This window comes from Bacteroides faecis MAJ27 (assembly GCF_900106755.1).
GTDB classification, from domain to species: domain Bacteria; phylum Bacteroidota; class Bacteroidia; order Bacteroidales; family Bacteroidaceae; genus Bacteroides; species Bacteroides faecis.
On record NZ_FNNN01000006.1, the window covers coordinates 14,970 to 35,868 of the forward strand.

Sequence of the window (20,899 nt, forward strand, 5' to 3'; positions counted from 1 at the left end):
GCTTTTCAAAAGACAGGTTGATTGAAACAACTGATACGGTCAAGCCAATCAAATCGTATAGTCAAGTCAATCAAACCTACCGTATCCTCAAGGAGTTTCAACCGCTTGAAACTTTTAGTTTCATACTTTGGAACAAATGGTTTCAAGCAATGAAACTTCTAGTTTCAAGGCATGAAACAAATGGTTTCAACGGTTGAAACAGCTATTGGAACTAGGGTTTATTGTATAAAATATTAAATATGAGATTTGGTTTACAAATAAGCAGTTCCTCTTCAGTCTTTTATTAAAAATAAAAATAGTTTCTAAAAAACATTGTTTCTGCTTAGTAGATATTGCTCTTAAACTGTATTATTATAAAATAAGATACAGTTCTTATTAAATTAACATCATTGCACATGAACAATATTTAACGCACAATTAAGCTATGAAACACGCTATTCCTTATTTGATATTCCTGTTCATTTTTTTGCAATCCAGCTGCAAAGAAGACAATACTTCTTCAATAGAAGAAATATATGTGGAAACCACTTTCCAATTAAAGGGAGAACTACCCGATATTCTTTTATCTTCATCAGCACCAAATAACGAAAAACGAGATTTATATGGCATAGATGTTCTTTATGCAGATATGGATGAAACACCATATGCTTATGGACTATTTGATGACTTAAGTCTGGCTAAAGTCAAATTACAAAAAGGTAAGAAATATCTCTTTCGAGTAATGGTAGTACCTAATGGAAAAGAATTATGCTATGACCATTTGTATGGAGATTATATAGATATATTCCGCCGATTAGTTGAAAATTTAGGAATTAGTGCTGGTGAAGCTTGTCCTTTAAACAATGAATTCTATTATCACAAAGAGGTTCATTTCTGGAAATTCAACAATCCTATAATATCGTATTATTACAAAATATATACAGGTTACTTATCTGACTATTTAGCAGAAACAGACAATACCGTTGACATTGACATGAAGAGTATGTTTGGGAATATAAAATTGGAAGCTAAGAGTTTGCTCCATGGGCAACTAGAGTTTCAGTTTCTAACTGATTTCGAAATTCCAATCAGCCGATCAGAAACAGATTATAATGAACCCTTGATTTATACTCTTACACCTAATAAAATGAATACAAACTTTATTTATTCACTAAGGTTTTGGGGAAATGGTAATAGAGAAATGCCTGACGACTATTCTTTCACTTCTAATTATATGGTCAGATGGATCGATGATAATGGTAAATCTACAGACTTAGGCGTTTATCCTGTCAAAGTACAAAGAGGACAAGAAACTATTATAAAATTAGATTTGTCTGAACTACTTAAGAAATAATACATTGTTAAACCATATATCTATTAAATTATGAAAATAGCTAGTATAACCGGAGAATTAAAACCAAAATCCAGATATGAATATGATTATCAGATAAAATTTGATGTTACTACAACCAAGTCAAAGTCTTTTCATCTGACTACATTACCGTCAGCTGCTTTTTTTAAAACTTACTGATGGAAGTTGAAGTAACATGATTAATAAGACATGCCCTGCGAAAACTAATTCATTTACAGTTAGACTTCAATGGACAGAAGAGAAATCCGATGTTTTATTAATGGTAAGTGATAATTCAGGTGAAGAGAGTTCTGTTTCACAGCATGTTTAATGGAGAAATAAATTTGCTACCGGGAAAATATTATTTGGTATTCAACGGAGTTAAAATGACAAACGGAGGATTGAGAAATGGACTAATCAACGTAAATATAATTGGGACGGTTCTTTAAAGACATTGTCCATTGATATTAAATAAAGATTCAAAGCCCGGATGAAAATATCCGGGCTTTTTTAATTCGTTTTTCATTTTAAATTCTATCTTTGCTCCTAGTAATAACCCTTAAAACTAAAAAACAATGTATACTATACAAGCAAACCCTAGCGGTACACGCAGCATAGAGGTGTCCAGCGAAAATCTGAAAACAATCGAAAAATATGCCTTGTTCCGTCATCTTATCGATAGTACCGGAATTGTAGACGAACCCGTATTGGATAAACTGAAACTAAATATCCGTTCCCTGATTGCCAGTCAGGAGGAAGACAGCAAAGAACTGCTGGATCTTTGCATCGATGTTATTTATCACAATAACATGAAGGCATTCGGTCTGCAGCAGCTCATCAAACTCTATCTCACCTGGCTTTCTACTCAGGATGCGGAAGAGGAGGAAGAATAATGATTACGGTAGATACCTGTGGAACAACCGCTTATAATCCTTTGATTCCTGCAATCAAAGCTATATGTGAGGCTCCTTTCGGTGAAACGCTCGAAATTATCATGAATCATGCAGATGCTTTCCAAGATTTAAAGGAATATCTTTCCGAGCAAAGCATCGGTTTTCGTGAGATTTATGACGGAGAGCAAATGACATTGCAATTTACAATCAATGAGAAGTTTTGAAAAAAGATGTAGCGTCTTTTGAAAAAACATCTAAATGATTACGGTTAAACATCCCAATGAATAAAAAAATCATTGGGATGTTTTTTATTATCCGTATCTTTGCGGCATGAAAGAATATCGATTGACCGACTGGTTACCTACCACCAAGAAAGAAGTGGAACTCCGCGGATGGAATGAGCTGGATGTCATTCTCTTCAGTGGAGATGCATACGTGGACCACCCCTCCTTCGGACCTGCCGTTATCGGGAGAATCCTCGAGGCGGAAGGCTTGAAAGTTGCTATCATCCCCCAACCCAACTGGCGTGATGACCTACGCGACTTCAAGAAACTCGGACGTCCCCGGTTATTCTTCGGAATCTCTGCCGGATGCATGGATTCGATGGTAAACAAATACACAGCCAATAAACGTCTGCGCAGCGAGGATGCATATACACCGGACGGTCGCCCGGATATGCGCCCCGAATATCCTTCTATCGTATATAGTCAGATACTGAAGAAGCTTTATCCGGATGTACCCGTTGTGCTGGGAAGTATAGAAGCCAGCATGAGACGCCTGAGTCATTATGATTATTGGCAAGACAAAGTACAAAAGAGCATATTGTGTGATAGCGGTGCCGATATGCTGATATACGGTATGGGAGAAAAACCGATTGTGGAATTGGTTCAGCAAATGAAAAATCAACTTTCCACAAAAGAATCACCATTAACCGGTAATGAGCTTAAAAAAATAGCTGCAGGCATACCACAAATAGCATATCTCAGTCGTGCATCCGAGTGGACACCCGCTGAGGATGACATCCAGCTCTATTCACATGAAGAGTGTCTGGCTGATAAAAAAAAGCAAGCCAGCAATTTTCGTCACATTGAAGAAGAATCGAATAAATATGCTGCTTCCCGTATCACTCAGGCAGTAGATAATAAAATCGTAGTGGTAAACCCGCCTTATCCTCCGATGAGTCAGGAAGAACTCGACCATGCATTTGATTTGCCTTACACCCGTCTGCCTCATCCCAAATACAAAGGCAAACGGATTCCCGCATATGATATGATTAAGTTTTCCATCAATCTTCATCGGGGATGTTTCGGAGGATGTGCATTCTGTACAATCTCTGCGCATCAGGGAAAGTTTATCGTCAGCCGCAGCAAGAAATCGATTCTGAATGAGGTGAAAGAAGTAATACAGCTACCCGATTTTAAGGGATACTTGAGCGATTTGGGCGGTCCGTCCGCTAACATGTATCAGATGAAGGGAAAAGACGAATCGATCTGTAAAAAGTGCAAGCGTCCATCCTGTATCCATCCTAAAGTATGTCCGAACCTAAACTCGGACCATCGTCCCTTGCTGGATATATACAAGGCCGTAGATGCCTTGCCCGGCATAAAAAAATCATTTATCGGTAGTGGGGTGCGTTACGATTTATTGCTGCACCAAAGCAAAGATGCTGCCATCAACCGCAGTACCAACGAATATACCCGTGAATTGATCGTCAATCATGTAAGTGGCCGATTGAAAGTCGCGCCTGAACACACCAGCGACCGAGTTTTATCCATTATGCGTAAACCATCTTTCGATCTGTTTGAAACTTTCAAAAAAATATTCGACCGTATCAACCGGGAAGAGAATCTACGTCAACAGCTCATACCGTACTTTATCTCTTCACACCCCGGCTGCAAAGAAGAAGATATGGCGGAACTGGCTGTCATCACCAAACGACTGGACTTTCATCTGGAGCAAGTACAGGACTTTACCCCTACTCCGATGACCGTAGCCACCGAAGCATGGTATACCGGATTCCATCCATATACATTAGAACCTGTATTCAGCGCCAAAACTCAACGGGAAAAACTGGCTCAACGACAATTCTTCTTCTGGTATAAACCGGAAGAACGGAAGAATATTCTGAACGAGTTGAGGCGTATCGGACGGCAGGATCTGGTAGATAAGTTGTACGGGAAGAAGAAGTAAACGAGAACTTTAAAATAGACTCCCTATTGACTTTCCCTTTTAAATTTCGTATATTTGTAGAAATGAATAAGGAATTAAAAGTATGGAATGTACAAAAATAAAGAGATAAAGATATAGTTTACATGCGTATGAGTGCATGATAAGAAATAGGAATGGGGTGAAGTCTGCAAAGATTTCGCCCCTTTTTGTTTAATTTATTCCTCTATTTTTAAAGAAAATCGCCCAATAGAGTTTATAATAAACTTGGGACCCGTTTATTATAAACTCAATCTTGATTTATGAAGTGAGTTGTACAAGAAAGAGAAATAGAAAATCCTGTATTACAGAGGTATGGTATCAAACACTAATATATTCATACAAATTATTAATATGACATACTTTTACTAATGACTTTCTAATTCTCTTTTCAGTCATGATGAATAAATCATAAGACTTTTTTTCAGAATGAAGGTGCCGAATCTAAATTTATATCTTTTGTCGAATAGTATTCGTGGCTATTTCATAGACGAAATACATAGAAAGAGCCGGTGAATATACTGCAAATTTTGTACTTCCAGTCTGGTTATAATATAATCTGAATGTACAAATATCAGTAGCAGAAATGAATGGTTCCTTTTTCAGATGTGAATGGATAGGAAAAGCGATCATTGGCATTTGTTCTGTTACTTCTACAGGAAGCAATCCGGAGTGAAATTTCTTCCACGATTGAATTTTTCCTTCTTTATCAGCAATAAATAAATAGTCGTTACCGAAAGGTATAACCCCTCCTTTGGATGTTCCTGAAATAGCATAAAACTTGTAACCATCTTTAAAAGGTATGAGAATCCAGTTTAATGGATAGTCTTTATAGCTATATATCGGATATTCTTTTTCATCCGTAAATGCACTCCGTATTTTTTCTCTGACCTTAATTAAATTCATCTCATATTCAGACAGACTTCGATAAGTCGTCACTTCTGAACAAGGTGCTGATTCATTAAGGAAAGAAACTTCGTAAGTGCATTGAGATTGATCGTCGATAACGAGGCATTTAATGGTATCTCCCTGTTGATAAGTCAGGACACCTCGTATTGTTTCCATTAGTTCCGGTTTGGCAAGAAACATATCAGTAAAGTTCCAGGCAGCAGTTTCATATCTGTATAAAGTATTACTTTCCTCTATGATAGAATCACATTTCAGTTTTAACTCTATTTCTGTATAACTACCTTGCGAATATACCGCTAACCAAGACGATAATACAACAATTAATGACAGCATGTTTTTCATATTCATTCTTTTTAGATTTTAAATAGCTTTTATTTGTTCTTTGTTCTTATCTGTGTCTTCAAATCAAAGATAAGCATTTTTGAATATAAAAAACAAACATTACTCTCATTATTTATCAATATACAATCACTTTATTCTTTCACCGGCAACGCCACAATCTCTTGCAACACACTAACCGCAGTTTCCACATTGGTCACATCCTTAATCAACATACTCCGCCTTCCGTTCTGTTCACGCAAGTCACAGCGACGAGTATATTTCATCATGTAGTCTATCATTTTACCAAACGCCTGACTTTGATAGAATGGACTATCTGCATTCGAAACAAAGAATAGCGTCATACGCCCGCCCTTCAAAAAAACTTTTTCCACTCCCAGACGTGTTGCCAACCGACGAAGGGGAACGATGCGAAGCAATTCCTGTGTTTCCGGCGGAACAGGTCCGAAACGGTCTTCCAACCGGAAACGGAAATCATCCACGTCTTTATCCAGCGTCAGCCCGTCCAGTTCGCGATAAAGCAACATACGCTCGCTGCTACCCGTCACATAAGTTGCCGGCAACAGAAGTTCAAGATCACTTTCTATCTGACATTCGTCAACGAATCCTTCTCCACTAATCTGACCTTCTCCCTTTATCTCATCCGCATACAGTTCAGCAAACTCATCGTTCCTCAGCTCATGGACTGCCTCAGCAAGTATTTTCTGGTACGTTTCATACCCCAAATCGGCGATAAAGCCACTTTGCTCCGCTCCGAGCAGGTTTCCGGCTCCACGTATATCCAAATCCTGCATAGCGATATGGATGCCACTGCCCAAATCACTAAAATTCTCGATCGCCTGCAAACGCCGTTTTCCTTCTGCTGTCAGACTGCTCAACGGAGGAGCCAGCAGATAACAGAAAGCCTTTTTATTACTACGCCCTACCCGACCACGCATCTGATGAAGGTCACTCAACCCAAAGTTCTGTGCCTGATTGATAATGATCGTATTCGCATTCGGGATATCAATGCCACTCTCTATAATTGTAGTCGCCAAAAGCACGTCATAGTCATAATTGACAAAATCAAAGATGATCTGTTCCAACTGTGCGGGCTCCATCTGTCCATGACCGATAGCAACACGGCAATCGGGAATATGACGTTCGATCATTGCTTTAAGTTCCGGTAGGTTCGCAATCCGGTTATTGACAAAGAAAACCTGCCCGTTACGGCTCATCTCAAAATTAATCGCATCTGTAATCACTTCCTCATTGAAGGTATGTACCTCCGTTTGAATCGGATAGCGATTAGGCGGAGGCGTAGAAATGACACTCAAGTCACGGGCTCCCATCAATGAGAACTGAAGTGTACGGGGAATTGGAGTAGCCGTCATAGTCAATGTATCAACATTCACCTTTAATTGCCGTAGTTTCTCCTTAACGGAAACACCGAATTTCTGCTCTTCATCAATAATCAGTAAGCCTAAATCCTTAAACTGAACATCTTTCCCCAGAATACGATGAGTTCCGATAAGAATATTGACTTCTCCTTCCCTCAGTCCTTTCAATACGGCTTTGGATTGAGCTGCCGTACGGGCACGACTCAAATATTCCACCCTACAGGGCAAATTCTTCAAACGTTCGCGGAATGTCTGGAAATGCTGATAGGCAAGAACGGTTGTCGGCACTAAAACAGCTACCTGCTTATTATCGGCTACGGCTTTGAAAGCTGCACGAATAGCTACTTCCGTCTTCCCAAAGCCAACATCTCCGCATACCAGACGATCCATCGGACGTTCACTTTCCATATCTGCCTTTACATCCATAGTTGCCTTGCTTTGATCGGGAGTGTCTTCATAAATGAAAGAGGCTTCCAGCTCACGCTGCAAAAAACTGTCGGGACTATAAGAAAAGCCTTTTTCCTGACGGCGCTGCGAATACAATTTAATAAGGTCACGGGCAATATCCTTAATTTTAGCCTTTGTACGGTCTTTCAGTTTCTCCCATGCACCCGTACCCAGTTTGTTCAATCGCGGAGCTTCCCCGTCCTTTCCTTTATATTTCGAAACTTTGTGCAAAGAATGAATGGAAACGAATACGACATCCTCATTCTGAAAGACAAGCTTCAACACTTCTTGCGTAGTATCTCCATTCGGAATGCGTACCAAACCGGAAAACCGACCGATACCATGATCTGTATGAACCACATAGTCACCCGGAGTAAACTGATTCAACTCTTTGAGAGACAGAGCTACTTTGCCCGAACGAGCCTTATCACTTTTCAAGTTATACTTATGAAAACGGTCGAACAGCTGATGATCCGTAAAAACACAAAGATGCAGCGTATGATCCACAAAACCTTCATGTATCGTACGTTCTACCGGAGTAAACTGAATCTTATCTCCCCTATCTTCAAAGATTGCCTTGATACGGTCGGTCTGTTTAGTGCTGTCACTACAGATATAAAGCGAATATCCCTGCTCCAGATAGTCTTTGAAAGAACCGGCTACCAAATCAAAGTTTTTATGAAAAATAGGCTGTACGGCGGTGCTGAAAGTAATGCTGGCATCCGGTGTACCGGTTGGCTTATTTCCAAACTCCATCCGACGAAAATCAAGGGCGCGCACTGTAAATTCACTGCCGTCTATCAGTTTACCTTCCAACGTGATACCACCATTTTCCTCAGCTTCCTGCACGGCAATAGCCTGTGGAGTCAAAGCCTCATCATGTACTACTTGAATACGCTCGCGCAACCAAAGGAAATCACGCATAGCCAAAATAGTTTCCTTTGGAATAAAATCAAGAAAAGAGGTTGTTACCTCTCCGGTCACAGCCAGATCAGGAACAATAGCTACTCCCTTCTTTTTCTCACGGGACAACTGCGACTCTACTTCAAATGTACGGATACTTTCTACTTCATCTCCGAAAAAGTCAATACGGTAAGGATATTCCGAGGCAAAAGAAAAGACATCAATAATACTGCCCCGAACAGCATATTGTCCGGGCTCGTACACATAATCTACATATTCAAAACCGTAACTATGCAATACGTCTGTGATAAAAGTCGTATCCAGCTTCTCGCCAACATTCAGTTTCAATGTTTTGTCACTCAATTCTTTGCGTGATACCACTTTTTCTGCCAACGCATCCGGATAGGTAACAATACACAAACCTTCTTCTCCTTTCTGCAAACGGCTCAGCACCTCTGTACGCAATATTTCGTTAGCTGCATCCTTTTGGCCGTATTTAATGGAACGGCGGAATGAAGAAGGAAAGAAAAGCACTTTCTCGGTTCCCAGTATTTGCGTCAGGTCATGATAGAAATATCCCGCTTCCTCCAGATCGCCAAGCACAAAGACAAATGGACACACATCCTGTTTCACCAATACGGAAGAAAATAAGGAAGCGGAAGAAGCACACAGCCCCCCGCAAAAAATAGTTTGAACAGACACATCCTTCAACAGTCGCTCCATGACTGCAGTATTAGGATGAGCGGCATATCGTTGTTGTAGCTCGGTTATCGTCATAAATATCCACATTAATTCACCACCAATTGCACGGATTCACACAAAACAGAAACTGCTTGTGTCAACCAGTGTAATAATGGTGTAAATTCCGCCACAAAAGTACTAAATAATCCTTAGTTTTATTCATAACTAAAGGAAAAGCGCTACATTTGTCTTAAAAATAGGACTTCTATGCAATTATCAGATAGCATCGTTATTATCCCGACCTATAATGAACGGGAGAATATAGAAAATATTATCCGTGCCGTTTTCGGATTAGACAAGGTATTCCATATTCTGGTAATAGAAGATGGATCTCCGGACGGCACCGCAAGCATCGTGAAAACGTTGCAACAGGAATTTCCCGAACGTCTCTTTATGATCGAACGTAAAGGAAAATTAGGACTGGGCACTGCCTACATTGCAGGATTCAAATGGGCATTGGAGCACGCCTACGAATATATCTTCGAGATGGATGCCGATTTCAGCCACAATCCGAATGATTTGCCCCGTTTGTATGCAGCTTGCGCAGAAGAAGGAGGGGATGTATCCGTCGGCTCCCGTTATGTAAGTGGTGTGAATGTGGTCAACTGGCCGATGGGCCGGGTGTTGATGTCCTATTTTGCATCCAAGTATGTCCGCTTCATTACCGGCATTCCGGTACATGATACGACTGCCGGATTTGTATGTTATCGCCGTCAGGTACTGGAAACGATAGATTTGGATCATGTCCGTTTCAAAGGATATGCTTTTCAGATCGAAATGAAATTCACAGCATATAAATGCGGATTCAAGATCATAGAAGTTCCCGTCATCTTTATTAATCGCGAACTGGGGACCTCCAAGATGAATAGCAGCATCTTCGGGGAAGCCATATTCGGAGTGATCAAGTTAAAAATAAATAGTTGGTTCCATAAATTCCCGCAAAAGAAATGAAACGTATACTGATAGAAAACGCCGTAATTGTCAACGAAGGAAGAAAAGTTCCCGGAAGTGTTGTTATTGAAGGTGAAAAGATTGCCGAAATCTTAGTTAACGGACAAACAGTTGCTATGCCTTGTGACGAAACGATTGACGCGTCCGGCTGCTATCTTCTGCCGGGAGCTATTGACGAACACGTGCATTTCCGTGATCCGGGATTGACCCATAAAGCAGATATCACTACGGAAAGTCATGCTGCGGCAGCCGGAGGAGTTACTTCGATAATGGACATGCCGAACACGAATCCACAGACCACAACTCTGGAAGCACTGGACGAAAAGCTGGCTTTATTGGCAGAAAAATCATCAGTCAATTTCTCCTGCTACTTCGGAGCGACCAACAATAACTATCCATTATTCAGCCAATTGAATAAAAGCCGGGTATGTGGTGTGAAGTTATTTATGGGTTCCAGCACAGGAAATATGCTGGTAGACCGGATGGCAAGTCTGCGAAATATCTTCGGAGGTACAGACTTACTGATTGCAGCGCATTGCGAGGATCAGGGAATCATTAAAGAAAATACGGATAAATATAAAAAAGAATATGGTGATGATGTCCCTCTGGCACTTCATCCGATCATCCGTTCGGAAGAAGCATGTTATCGTTCTTCTGCACTAGCAGTGCAACTGGCACGCGAGACCAACGCACGTCTGCATATCATGCACATCTCTACTGCCAAAGAACTGAGTTTATTTTCTAAGGCTCCTTTGGCAGAAAAGCGTATTACCGCTGAAGCCTGTGTTTCTCATTTAATCTTTACCGAAGAGGACTATCAGACTTTGGGCGCACGAATCAAATGTAATCCCGCCATCAAAACAGCAGAAGACCGGAAGGCTTTGCAGGAAGCAGTCAATAGCGGTCTGATTGACGCTATTGCAACCGACCACGCCCCACATTTACTAAGCGAGAAAGAAGGAGGAGCATTAAAGGCCATGTCCGGAATGCCAACTATACAATTCTCCTTAGTCAGCATGCTCGAATTGGTAGATAAGGGTGCTTTTAGTATCGAAAAGGTAGTAGAAAAAATGTCGCATGCCCCCGCACAAATGTATGAGATACAAAATCGTGGATTTATCCGGAAAGGGTATCAGGCAGATTTGGTTCTAGTCCGTCCCGACAGTGAGTGGACTGTTACTACAGACTGCATCCTGAGCAAATGTAAATGGAGCCCGCTGGAAGGCCATACATTCAACTGGAAAGTAGAAAAAACATTTGCGAACGGTCACCTGTTATATGATAACGGAACCATTGACGAGAATTACCGTGGACAAGAATTGTTTTTCAAACGGTAAATAACAAGTCAACGTTATATATGTAATTTCAGGCACGGATGACACGGATCAACGCGTTTTTTAATAGCCTAATTTCTTCAAACCGTGAAATCCGTGTCATCCGTGCCTAGTTTTTATTCATCACATACTTATGATATGATTTTATCTTATAAGATACATAATGTTGCCCCCTATATTAATTGGATTTACTTTTTCCATGCATGGGGATTCCAACCTCGTTTTGCAGCCATCGCCAATATTCACGGATGTGACGTTTGCCGCGCCTCATGGCTGACCACTTTCCCGGAAGAAGACCGCAGCAAAGCTTCTGAGGCTATGCAACTGTTTAAAGAGGCCAACCGGATGCTGGATTCGCTTGACAAGGATTATGAAGTAAAAACGATCTTCAAGCTCTGCAAGGCAAATTCGGACGGAGATAATCTGGTGATTGAGAAAGGGACCAATCAATCCATTATTTTCCCTTTGCTCCGCCAGCAGACACCCAAACGGGACGGCAGTCCGTTCCTTTGCCTGAGCGACTTTATCCGCCCACTCTCTTCCGGCATTCCGGACACAATAGGCGCCTTTGCCTCTTCCATTGATGCAGATATGGAAGGTCTGTATCAGCAGGACCCTTACAAGCATTTACTTGTCCAAACCCTTTCCGACCGTTTGGCAGAAGCCGCTACGGAGAAAATGCATGAGTATGTACGCAAAGAAGCATGGGGATATGCCAAAGATGAAAGCCTGTCCATGTCCGATTTATTGGTTGAAAAATACCAAGGAATTCGCCCTGCAGTAGGCTACCCATCCCTCCCCGACCAATCCATCAATTTCTTGTTGGATGAACTGCTGGATATGAAACAGATAGGAATCACGCTGACTGAAAATGGCGCCATGTACCCACATGCTTCCGTTTGCGGGCTTATGTTCGCCCATCCGGCTTCCGAATACTTTTCTGTCGGAAAGATAGGTGAAGACCAACTGGAAGATTATGCCCGTCGCCGGGGAAAAAGTATGGAGGAAATGCGAAAATTCCTGGCTGCCAATCTGCAATAAATTTCGTTTACTTGTGATTTTTCTCCTTTTCACACGACTAACTAACCAGAAAAGTAACCCATTTAATTCATGAGAGAACGAACAACAGAGGCAACTAATCCCATTGAGCAGGAGTTCTTATCGGTCATCCGCGAATATGAGCGGGTGATTTACAAGGTATGCTACTTATACACTAACCCTAACGCCCCGCTCAATGATCTTTACCAGGATGTGATACTTAACCTCTGGAAAGCCTACCCCAAGTTCAGGAAAGAATGCAAAATATCCACATGGATTTACCGTATTGCCCTGAATACGTGTATCAGCTTTTTCCGCAAAGAAAAGAATGTACCGGAAATCGTTACTCTCACCTACGAAACTGACTGGGTAATAGAAGAACATGATCCGATCCACGAAATGCTGAGGCAACTTTATCAAATGATTAATCAGCTGGGACAACTCGACAAATCAATCATTCTGCTTTATCTTGAAGACAAAAGTTATGAAGACATTGCAGAAATCACCGGACTAACGGTAACAAATGTAGCTACCAAACTGAGCCGTATCAAAGACAAACTAAAAAAAATGAAAAAGGAGTAATCATATATGGAACTGGAAGAACTGAAAAAATCATGGAATGCCTTGGATGAGCACTTAAAAGACAAAGAGCTGATCAAAGAGGAAGAACTTGGCAAACTGATAGGACATGCAGACAAAAGTATCCATGCCATTGCCCGGCTGAATATCAAACTGATTTTGATTTCTTTACCGGTTTTGGTCTTATTCCTGCTGGAAGTCCTGTTGCATGGCAGACTGAACCCAATCTATATTATCATCATTCTGTCGTGGATTCCCGCACTCTACTGGGACATCATTACTACACGTTTTCTACAACAAACGAAAGTAGATGAGATGCCGCTGATAGAAGTGATCAGCCGTGTCAACCGCATTCACCGATGGATGATCCGGGAACGTTTAATCGCAACAGCTTTCCTCCTTATATTGGCAGTACTTTCATTTATCTATTGGCAGATATGGCAATATGGAATAGGAATAATACTGTTTTTTATTTTGCTATGGGGAGCTGGTCTTGGTCTGATCTTATGGATTTATCGCAAGAAATTCCTAAATCGTATTCAGGAAATCAAGAAGAATCTGGACGAACTTAAAATCATTGACAATTAAATGACTCATCAAAGCTCTTCGCCTGCTTTAATTAAGAATTTTTGATCCGTGCTGTTATGTTACAACGCTTATTTATATTTTTACTGATTTTCCTTATTTTACCGGACATTTATCTGTATCTCAGATTTATCGTCCATCTTACAGCGAGACGATGGTTGAAAATCCTCTATTGGCTGCCTACTTTCCTGCTATCCACAGGATTGCTTTACCTGGTTTATTTCTCCAACAATGCCTTTGCCGAACGCCATACACAGGATATCGGATGGTTTTCCATCTTTTTCTTCCTGTTCACAGCTCCCAAATTACTGCTTTTTCTCTGTACGGTCATCGGAATCCCTTTTCATAAATGGTTGCGCTGGCCGCGAACTCCTTTTATATGTACCGGACTGACACTGGCCGTAGTTTCTATCGTAATGATTATCTACGGGTCTTTTATCGGGCGTACGCAGTTTGACGTCAAAGAAGTAACCTACTCCTCGTCTAAACTCCCATCATCTTTCGATGGTTACCGCATCGTTCAATTGTCAGACATCCATATCGGAAGCTGGCAGGGAAATGCCTCGGCTATCCAGAATTTAGTAAATCTGGTCAACGAACAACACCCTGATCTTATTGTCTTTACCGGAGATCTGGTTAATCATCGTGCAATCGAACTCAATGATTTTCAACATATACTGGCTGGTCTGAAAGCAAAAGACGGGGTATACTCCATTTTGGGGAATCATGATTACGGTCCTTATTTCCGCTGGAAAAATAAACAAGAGCAAGATGATAACCTGAGTGACCTTCAACAAAGACAAGCCGCTATGGGCTGGAAATTATTGAATAATTCTCATACCATTCTGATTCAAGGTAACGACAGTATCGCCCTTATCGGGGTTGAAAACGAAGGAGAGCCTCCTTTCTCACAATATGCTGACCTGCCCAAAGCGATGCAAGGTACTGAAGGAATGTTTCAGATACTTTTAAGTCATAATCCTACCCACTGGAGACGGGAGGTACTTCCGGAATCAGACATAGACTTAATGCTGGCAGGGCATACCCACGCCATGCAGTTAAAGTTAGGGAATTATTCTCCTTCTTCCTATATCTATCCCGAATGGAGCGGGATGTACCTGGAAGGAACACGTGGATTATACGTAAATGTAGGCATCGGTTATGTCGGATTACCATTCCGCTTCGGTGCATGGCCGGAAATAACAGTGCTTACCCTACGACGGTAAGCACGCTTTTTCCATTGATTTTCTTATGTACCTGTACCTGAACAGAAATACGTTCACTCATCTCCTGTACATGAGAGATAACTCCGATTTTTCGCCCTTGCATCTGTAATTGTTCCAAAGCTTCCATAGCTGTTCGCAGACTATCAGCATCCAACGATCCAAATCCTTCGTCAATAAACAAAGATTCTACTTTCAGGTTATTGCTGGAAAGTGATGATAACCCCAGTGCAAGCGCCAGTGAAATCAGAAAAGATTCGCCGCCCGAAAGCGAGTATACCGTACGTATCTCATCGCACATATCACAATCAATCACCTGAAGCGCCAGCGTATCGGGAACTTGCTGCAATTTATATCGCTTGGACAAGTAAGACAAATGTTTGTTGGCATGAAGCAATAGCAGATTCAAAGTGTAACTTTGAGCTATTACTTTAAATTTTGTACCGTCGGCACTCCCTATCAATTTATTCAATTTAGCCCAACGTCCGGCAACCTCCTGTTTTTCGGTTAGTTCCTTAGTTATCTGATCAACGATGGTTTTATTCTTTGTCTGCTGTAACAAACGAGCCTCTACAGTCGACAGAGCACGTTCCGTATTCAAATTATCTTCCTGCTGTTTGGCTATGGTCTGAGGAAGCAGATCCGGATATTCGATATTTTTCTGTTGTTCTCGTAGTTCTTCTATAGTAACAGCCAACTGCTTCATCTCTCCCTGCAAGCCGGAAAGACGGTTTTTCACTCCTTCCACTTGTTTGCGGGCCGTTTCCAAAGCGTCATTCAACTCTTTTTCTTTTCGGGCTACAGCAACCTCAGCTTCATCCGCACTCTTTCCTTTTAATAATAAAGAACGTTCCTGACGAAGTGTATCCAACGCTTTAGCAATCACATCAAATCTTTGTTGTTCACCAGCAACCGCTTTCTGTAAAATAGTTAATTGCTCCTTAACAGCTGCTACCTTTTGCGCAGCCAAACGGCACTGAGCGACATTTTCACGCAAGGCATCACAATGTGCACGTAACTTTTTTATTTTCTCATCACTTTGCTGCCATTCCGCATACAGGTTCCGATAGGCTAAAATACGCTCTGCCAACTCATTCAACCGGCTCCGTATCTGCTCTTCATTTCCTACAGAATCTTCCTCTTGCTGCAAAGCAGACAATTGTTCTTTTATCTGTGCCTCCGTTGTCTTTTGATGAGTCAAATCACGTTGCAAGGTGATATTGCGATTATTTATCTGCTGATAAGCGGACAATGCTGTATTATATTCCTGTTCCATCCTCCGATAAAGAGTATCTACTATTTCTTGTTCCCGATGATAAGGATGCATCGTACTTCCACAAACCGGACAAGCCTCACCTTCCTGCAACTGCTGACGCAATGCTTTCACATCCTTCCCTACTGCCATACGAGCACTCTCATAAAGTCGATGGAGAGCTTTAACGACAGAATCCTGTTCTGCCAATTGCCGCGTACAAACAACCACCTCCTTTTCCAGTTTCTCTATCTCCTGCTTTGCCTTCAATTGTCCTTCGGTCAATTGCTTCATATTTTGTAGCCGCACCAGTTCCTTCTGGATTTTACTTTGCTCATCTACCAAAGAAGGATAACTAAAAGAATTCAACCGGATAAGGCGTTCTTCATTCGCCTTTGTCCATGTTTCCAATCTCTCTTTTTCCTCGTTGAGGATTAATTCAATCTGTTCCGGTTGAAGTGCCTCCACATCCGTACGATTCAGCAAATGGTTCAGAGAGTGATAGGATATCTGCAACTGCCCCATAGCAGATGTCAATTTCTTCTCCTGATCTGCCACCTGCTGACGGGCAGCCTGCAAAATCTGCTGAGACTGCATATATCCTGCCTGTTGCGATTGTATTTGCACGTCCAACTGACGTGCCTTTTTCAAATCCGGCTGTATCGCTTCCCATTGTGCTCTAAAATGAAGCAATCCCTCTTCCTGAACAACCAAAGCATTCTGCAAATTCTTTTGATTGACCAGTTCTCCCTGCTCTTCCTGCTGTTTTTTCATCCAGAGAGTTTCCTGCATCTTTAATGAACGGACAACATTCAATTGTGCATTCAGCTCTGCCAGTAACTTAATTCCTGCAGCACGTTTCTCAGTCAGCAGTTCTTTCTCTTTCTGCAAACTAAGAAATTCGTCCTCCGGCAACAATTCAATCACGCTCATTTTATTGTGTATCATCGCTACCTCTTCTTGTACAGCCTTATTTCGGGCAAAAATTTCCTGAGAAATACGAGAATAAACACCTGTTCCTGTCAGCTTTTCCAATAATTCCGCTTTCGCCGCTCCCCTGGACTTCAAGAAAGTAGCAAAATCATTTTGCGCCAACAATACGGTACGAGTAAATTGTTCGTATGTCAAACCGACCAAATCCACCAACTGCGCCAACAGTTCTTTCTTCGTCCCCTGAAATTCTTTTTCCGTATCTAAATCTTTCACCTCTAACACTTGAGGTTGTAAAGAACCACTCGCCTTATTTCTTGTCCTTCTGACCGACCACCGGGAACGATATCTATGTCCGTCAACTCCTTGAAAATCTACTTCCGCATACCCATCACTTGTTCCACGGCGAAGCAGATTCCTTACATCCGCCTGATTTATCTGATTATCTCCCACATCTGCCAGATTGATACTCTCTACCGAGGTCGCAAAACGGGGAGCTTTATCATATAATGCAAGACACAGAGCATCCAGCAGAGTCGACTTGCCAGCTCCTGTAGCCCCGGAAATTGCGAATATACCAGCCGAACATAACGGTTCCACTGTAAAATCAATTTCAACACTGCCTTCTATCGAAGTCAGATTCTTTAATCTTATAGCGATAATTTTCATTCTCCTTCCTCCTCTTCTTTACGAGTTGCAGAAATATATGCTTCCTGAAACAAGTCTGTCAACTCAGCAGACATCTCCGTCTGGTAAACCTTCTCAAAAGCAGATTGCGCGATCTGTAACGGAGACATTTCCTGCAATCCCCTTTTCCAGTCATCAACTTCTTTTTCTACCCTTCCTTCCTGACGATAGGCAGAAATAATTCGTGCCAAACGATATTTTTTACCTACCAATGCATCTTCTATCTCCTGACGAAGCATCGGTTCCGGTTCTTCAAGCAACACCTTGATTTCCAAATACGGTGCTTCTCCCTCCACCTCGGGTAAATCTCTTAACATTTCTATTATTTTTTCCGGTGAGGCAGGGTCTCCGACCGGTACACTGACAAGAGAAATCAGTTGTGGACACTCTATTCTTCTGATATCAACAGCACAACCTTCATCTAAAGTCACCATTACCACACCATGATGATAATGCTTTTCAGCAAAAGACATAGGAATCGGGCTTCCGGCATATCTTACGTTCTCCCTGCCGGATACTCGTTGCGCTTTATGAATATGCCCCAAAGCCGTATACGCAATCTTCTCTGAAAAAGTATCAGGTGATACACACTCCAGACCACCAATTACAGTCCGCTCACTATAATCTTTTTCTGCAATTTCTGATCCGGTAGCCTGCAAATGTCCAATAGCAAGAATAGCCTGATTCGTTTTCCGGCGTGCCCATAATCTTTGCAGAAGTTGCGTATAAAGTTCGCGAACCCCTTCCATATAGGGATTGCCTTCTGTCTCAACTACCGGATAATCTCCCTGACGTAAAAAAGGAACAGCCATACAAAGTACTTCTACTTCCCCTTCCCGGTTTTTCAGCTCTACCGCCAAATGATCATAATCAATCTCTCCCTCGTTCAATTTACGCACTACCCCTCTGACTTCCGTCCGCATAGCTTGCAGCAAAGGCAGGGGAGCCTCCAAACGTGCAGCAGAATCATGATTACCGGCAACAATCACAATTTGCAGTCCCGGGTTTTCTGCAGTCACCCGATAAATAAATTCATAGTACATGCGCTGGGACGCGGCTGAAGGATTGGAGACATCGAACACATCTCCAGCTATAATCAATGCGTCAATCTCATTTTTCCGGATTTCTCTCAATAGCCAATCAAGAAAGGCTTCATGTTCTTTGGTACGGTCATAACCAAAAAATGTCTGTCCTAAATGCCAATCAGCGGTATGTAGTATACGTATCATATCATTATCTCTATATAACAGCAGACAAAAATAGCACAAACGCAAAGATTATGTTGTATCTTACTGCTTTTTTTACCAATAATCATGTATCTTTGCATATATATAAAAAATAAATTCCTAATGAAGATACTATATTATATTTATCAAATTTGCATTGCTTTACCTATCCTATTGGTATTGACTATTCTAACAGCAATTGTGACCATTATAGGCTCTTTACTTGGAGGAGCTCATTTTTGGGGATATTATCCAGGCAAAATATGGTCGCAGCTAATCTGTCTGTTCCTGTTGATTCCTGTCAAGGTTCACGGTCGTGAGAAATTACACGGAAAAACCTCTTATATCTTTGTGCCGAATCATCAAGGTTCATTCGATATTTTCCTTATTTACGGATTCATCGGAAGAAACTTCAAATGGATGATGAAGAAAAGCCTGCGTAAGCTACCATTTGTGGGTAAGGCATGTGAAAGCGCAGGACATATTTTTGTAGACCGTTCTGGTCCGAAAAAAGTACTGGAGACCATTCGGCAAGCAAAAGATTCTCTGAAAGACGGAGTGTCTTTGGTGGTCTTTCCCGAAGGGGCACGTACCTTCACTGGACATATGGGATATTTTAAAAAAGGAGCGTTTCAATTGGCAGATGACCTACAGCTAGCAGTTGTTCCCGTAACGATTGATGGTTCTTTTGAAATCCTTCCACGTACAGGCAAATGGATACATCGCCATCGTATGATTCTGACTATTCATGATCCTATTCCTCCTAAAGGGAAAGGTATGGAAAATATAAAAGCTACTATGGCAGAAGCTTATGCTGCTGTCGAGAGTGCACTTCCTGAAAAGTATAAAGGAATGATCAAAAATGAAGATCAGGATCGATAAGAACGAAATACGGGGATACTCACGTACCCCCGTATACCTAACCAGTCTTTATGCATTAATCTATTAAATCAAAAAGTCTATATATTATGTAGAAATCTTATTGTCTGGTTAGACATCATCTGCAATTCTTGGAATGTCAAAGTAAATCCTCTCTTTATTTCCTCTTCTAATCGTTCTAAAGAGAAGTACTCTTCTTTTATCCCATTGATTTTGCCTTTAAAATAATTACTGCATTGTTCGTGCAATGTATCCGGAGTAACCAAGCCTCCAAATCCATATTCCCCCACTACAATAACCGGTTTTCGTTGCAATATCCCTTCATGGGCCATCCCCCTTGCTCCGATGATAAGACCAGCTTTATTAACAGCTTCACTTATCTCTTCATCAGAAGAGATATATCTCACCTGATACTCTTGTATCGTATCTAATAGAATACTCACTCTCAATTTTGCACGGGGACAATCTATCCCTACTGCAATACAAGAATTATATTCTATAAGTTGCTGTTTGTCACCTCCCCAAGTGCCAATAGCAACTATATGATGACTTTTCATGATTATATAATAGCTAAGGTTTAGTTCCTTGTTATTCTATCACCAGTTCTCCGTATACGTATCCGCCTCCGGCTACTTTAAATTCTAGTTTATAAATGCCCGGAGCCCATCCTTCTATAGAGAAGGAAGTTGTCTGTCCAGGAGTTGTTACCTGACATACTTCCTGTACTTGTTCATCCACTAATATTTTCACTTCACCAAGAGAAGCAGTGAAAACAATTTCTACAAGATTATTATCTGTAGAAATAGATGCATCAATAGGAATCACAGGAAGAGAACGACTAGTTGTAGTTGGAACTTCACCTTTTAACACGATAGGTAATTTTCTCTCTACCCGATCTGTACTCTCAATAGCGATCATATTCCCTGCAATAAATAATGCAGCCAGAAAAGATAAAATAAAACGTACTTTCATAACTATATTGCTTTTTTGTTTCGCCAAAAGTACAGCATGTATTCGAAAAAACAAAAAAAACGACCCAGACAAATTACGAGGGATAAGTAATGGATAT

At 41.2% G+C, this 20,899-nt stretch carries 17 protein-coding genes; 11 read left to right on the forward strand and 6 right to left on the reverse strand.

Going from position 1 to position 20,899, the window contains the following annotated elements; translation table 11 throughout:
• The first annotated feature begins 424 nt into the window (after positions 1-424).
• From BLW31_RS06805 to BLW31_RS06820, 4 genes are all read left to right on the forward strand, one after another.
• Positions 425-1,333 carry a hypothetical protein gene (locus BLW31_RS06805; protein ID WP_010537529.1) on the forward strand — a complete coding sequence of 303 codons (909 nt, stop codon included), beginning with the start codon at positions 425-427 and terminating at the stop codon, positions 1,331-1,333.
• Between the two features lie 572 nt (positions 1,334-1,905).
• Positions 1,906-2,223 (forward strand): DUF8442 family protein, encoded by a 318-nt coding sequence (locus BLW31_RS06810; protein ID WP_008760554.1) that lies wholly within the window; start codon positions 1,906-1,908, stop codon positions 2,221-2,223.
• Positions 2,223-2,447: a sulfurtransferase TusA family protein gene (locus tag BLW31_RS06815; RefSeq protein WP_010537528.1), complete on the forward strand. Its 225-nt coding sequence runs from the start codon at positions 2,223-2,225 to the stop codon at positions 2,445-2,447. Before BLW31_RS06810 ends, BLW31_RS06815 begins: the two co-directional genes overlap by 1 nt.
• Positions 2,448-2,553: 106 nt before the next feature.
• Positions 2,554-4,413 (forward strand): YgiQ family radical SAM protein, encoded by a 1,860-nt coding sequence (locus tag BLW31_RS06820; RefSeq protein WP_010537527.1) that lies wholly within the window; start codon positions 2,554-2,556, stop codon positions 4,411-4,413.
• Positions 4,414-4,878: 465 nt separating this feature from the next.
• Here the strand turns inward: BLW31_RS06820 and BLW31_RS06825 are convergent, their stop codons facing one another.
• Positions 4,879-5,679, reverse strand: a complete 801-nt coding sequence (locus BLW31_RS06825) for a hypothetical protein (protein ID WP_233424545.1) — start codon at positions 5,677-5,679, stop codon at positions 4,879-4,881.
• A gap of 131 nt (positions 5,680-5,810) precedes the next feature.
• Positions 5,811-9,182, reverse strand: coding sequence for a transcription-repair coupling factor (mfd, locus tag BLW31_RS06830; RefSeq protein WP_010537525.1), 3,372 nt, complete (start codon positions 9,180-9,182; stop codon positions 5,811-5,813).
• Positions 9,183-9,353: 171 nt separating this feature from the next.
• Here mfd and BLW31_RS06835 point away from each other — a divergent pair, with 171 nt between their 5' ends.
• From BLW31_RS06835 to BLW31_RS06860, 6 genes are all read left to right on the forward strand, one after another.
• Entirely contained in the window at positions 9,354-10,097 is a 744-nt protein-coding gene (locus tag BLW31_RS06835; RefSeq protein ID WP_010537524.1) for a polyprenol monophosphomannose synthase, read from the forward strand.
• Positions 10,094-11,434: a dihydroorotase gene (locus BLW31_RS06840; protein ID WP_010537523.1), complete on the forward strand. Its 1,341-nt coding sequence runs from the start codon at positions 10,094-10,096 to the stop codon at positions 11,432-11,434. Before BLW31_RS06835 ends, BLW31_RS06840 begins: the two co-directional genes overlap by 4 nt.
• Positions 11,435-11,569: 135 nt before the next feature.
• Positions 11,570-12,472 carry a vitamin B12 dependent-methionine synthase activation domain-containing protein gene (locus tag BLW31_RS06845; RefSeq protein WP_010537522.1) on the forward strand — a complete coding sequence of 301 codons (903 nt, stop codon included), beginning with the start codon at positions 11,570-11,572 and terminating at the stop codon, positions 12,470-12,472.
• A gap of 69 nt (positions 12,473-12,541) precedes the next feature.
• Positions 12,542-13,051: an RNA polymerase sigma factor gene (locus BLW31_RS06850; protein WP_010537521.1), complete on the forward strand. Its 510-nt coding sequence runs from the start codon at positions 12,542-12,544 to the stop codon at positions 13,049-13,051.
• A gap of 6 nt (positions 13,052-13,057) precedes the next feature.
• Positions 13,058-13,636, forward strand: a complete 579-nt coding sequence (locus tag BLW31_RS06855; protein WP_010537520.1) for a membrane protein — start codon at positions 13,058-13,060, stop codon at positions 13,634-13,636.
• A 56-nt stretch (positions 13,637-13,692) separates the two neighbouring features.
• On the forward strand, positions 13,693-14,859 hold the full coding sequence (locus BLW31_RS06860) for a metallophosphoesterase (protein WP_010537519.1): 1,167 nt from the start codon (positions 13,693-13,695) through the stop codon (positions 14,857-14,859).
• Here the strand turns inward: BLW31_RS06860 and BLW31_RS06865 are convergent.
• Complete coding sequence (locus tag BLW31_RS06865) at positions 14,843-17,707, reverse strand: AAA family ATPase (RefSeq protein WP_010537518.1); 2,865 nt, start codon at positions 17,705-17,707, stop codon at positions 14,843-14,845. The genes BLW31_RS06860 and BLW31_RS06865 overlap by 17 nt on opposite strands.
• Complete coding sequence (locus tag BLW31_RS06870) at positions 17,704-18,954, reverse strand: exonuclease SbcCD subunit D (protein WP_010537517.1); 1,251 nt, start codon at positions 18,952-18,954, stop codon at positions 17,704-17,706. Before BLW31_RS06870 ends, BLW31_RS06865 begins: the two co-directional genes overlap by 4 nt.
• A gap of 120 nt (positions 18,955-19,074) precedes the next feature.
• Here BLW31_RS06870 and BLW31_RS06875 point away from each other — a divergent pair, with 120 nt between their 5' ends.
• Positions 19,075-19,833, forward strand: coding sequence for a lysophospholipid acyltransferase family protein (locus BLW31_RS06875; protein WP_010537516.1), 759 nt, complete (start codon positions 19,075-19,077; stop codon positions 19,831-19,833).
• A gap of 77 nt (positions 19,834-19,910) precedes the next feature.
• Here BLW31_RS06875 and BLW31_RS06880 read toward each other — a convergent pair whose 3' ends face one another.
• Together BLW31_RS06880 and BLW31_RS06885 are read right to left on the reverse strand one after the other, a co-directional pair.
• Positions 19,911-20,387 (reverse strand): hypothetical protein, encoded by a 477-nt coding sequence (locus BLW31_RS06880; RefSeq protein WP_010537515.1) that lies wholly within the window; start codon positions 20,385-20,387, stop codon positions 19,911-19,913.
• Positions 20,388-20,418: 31 nt separating this feature from the next.
• Positions 20,419-20,802 carry a DUF3244 domain-containing protein gene (locus BLW31_RS06885; protein ID WP_010537514.1) on the reverse strand — a complete coding sequence of 128 codons (384 nt, stop codon included), beginning with the start codon at positions 20,800-20,802 and terminating at the stop codon, positions 20,419-20,421.
• Positions 20,803-20,899 lie beyond the last annotated feature (97 nt).